This window comes from Syntrophomonas sp. UBA5494 (genome assembly GCF_002426325.1).
This window is the reverse complement of sequence record NZ_DIPG01000010.1, coordinates 40,913-42,226: the sequence shown is the minus strand read 5'-3', so window position 1 is coordinate 42,226 and position 1,314 is coordinate 40,913. Positions and strand designations below refer to the sequence as shown.

The window sequence follows — 1,314 nt, the reverse complement described above, 5'->3', positions numbered from 1 at the left end:
TCCACAGGGGATACTGGTAAAAATAAAATAATCCCCGCGGTATTCCAACTTGAGTCATGTGCCGTTATCCTCCCTGATTATGTTTTGGGCGACTTGTTCTGAGGATGAGGTTTGGGCCTATGCCTGGAGCGGTCGATGATTTCCTGCAAGCAGCGGCTGGTTATGGCGGCTCCCTGACTCTTGTCATCCCGGCCATTCATCTTGCCCAAATCCCCGCAGCCAACCACCGTAACCTCAGGGTGTTTATGCATGATTTCCACCGTATCTCCCTTAATACGATCGGCTTGAGGTTGACTGTATCCTGCTTTATTGACCGGGACGGAAACCACTTGCCCCTGAGCGGTAACGGAGCAGTCCACCGGGACCCCTTTAACCCGGGTGTCGGATGCAACCGCGGCCACACCCAGAACCTCGATGCGCGGCTCCCGCAAAAGGCATTCCATGACCTCTTCACCGGCTCCGATTCCGGTCTTGCCGTGATCATCCACCATCACTACCACCGGAGCCTTGGGGGCTTGCAATACCTGGCTGATGGCCTCGGGACCGCTCACTGGAGTAGGATTTCCCGCACTCAGTCGTAAAAAGAACAGATCCAGATCGTAGCAAGCTGCTTCCACTGCCGCCTGGGCAGCCTTATCCCCATCAGTTACTATGATTACCGGTACTCGAAGCGATTTCATGCCTTAGCCTTTGGGATTGAAGATAACCGCTACCACATAGCCAAATACAATAGCTGTTGTGATACCGGCCGCAGCCGCTTCAACACCGCCGCTAAAAGCGCCTAACAGGCCTTTGTGCTCCACCGCTTTGAGAGTACCCTGCACCAGAACATGGCCGAAGCCGGATAAAGGCACAGTAGCGCCTGCACCGCCAATATTTACCAGGGGTTGATAAAGGCCCAGGCCGCTCAATATAGCCCCTGCGGATATGTATCCCACCAGAATGTGACCCGGGGTAACAGTGGGTTTGGTGGCATCCATGACAATTTGACCGATGACACATAACAGACCGCCTACTAAAAAAGCCATGTATAAAGGAACCATTAGTGCATTTCCTCCTATCCAACTTGGTCTAGGCCGTTTCTATAGCAACCGCATGGGCAATACTGGGAATAGACTCGCCTTGAAACGAGGTGACCGGACTCATTAAAGCCCCGGTGGCCACTAAAAGCAGTTTATTGATTTCGCCCTTCTGCATCTTTTTTAACAGCGGACCGCAGAGCATACAGGCGCAACACCCGCAGCCGCTGGCGCCGGAGCCTACCGTCTGGCTTTGATCGTAAAGCAAAACCCCACAATCACTGTATTCGGGACT

At 53.3% G+C, this 1,314-nt stretch carries 2 protein-coding genes and 1 pseudogene; all 3 read right to left on the bottom strand.

The genetic code is table 11. The annotated features are described in order from the left end of the window. Positions 1-77: 77 nt before the first annotated feature. Complete coding sequence (locus B3W37_RS01385) at positions 78-680, bottom strand: stage V sporulation protein AE (protein ID WP_483170264.1); 603 nt, start codon at positions 678-680, stop codon at positions 78-80. Positions 681-683: 3 nt separating this feature from the next. Beyond that, positions 684-1,043: a stage V sporulation protein AE gene (gene spoVAE / locus B3W37_RS01380; RefSeq protein ID WP_481040516.1), complete on the bottom strand. Its 360-nt coding sequence runs from the start codon at positions 1,041-1,043 to the stop codon at positions 684-686. A gap of 28 nt (positions 1,044-1,071) precedes the next feature. After that, positions 1,072-1,314 (bottom strand): annotated as a pseudogene (locus B3W37_RS01375) (stage V sporulation protein AD); the annotation flags it as partial.

Coding starts and splice junctions, on each gene's coding strand:
- B3W37_RS01385 (WP_483170264.1), bottom strand. CDS start 680: ATGAAATCGCTTCGAGTACCGGTAATCATAGTAACTGATGGGGATAAG.
- spoVAE (WP_481040516.1), bottom strand. CDS start 1,043: ATGGTTCCTTTATACATGGCTTTTTTAGTAGGCGGTCTGTTATGTGTC.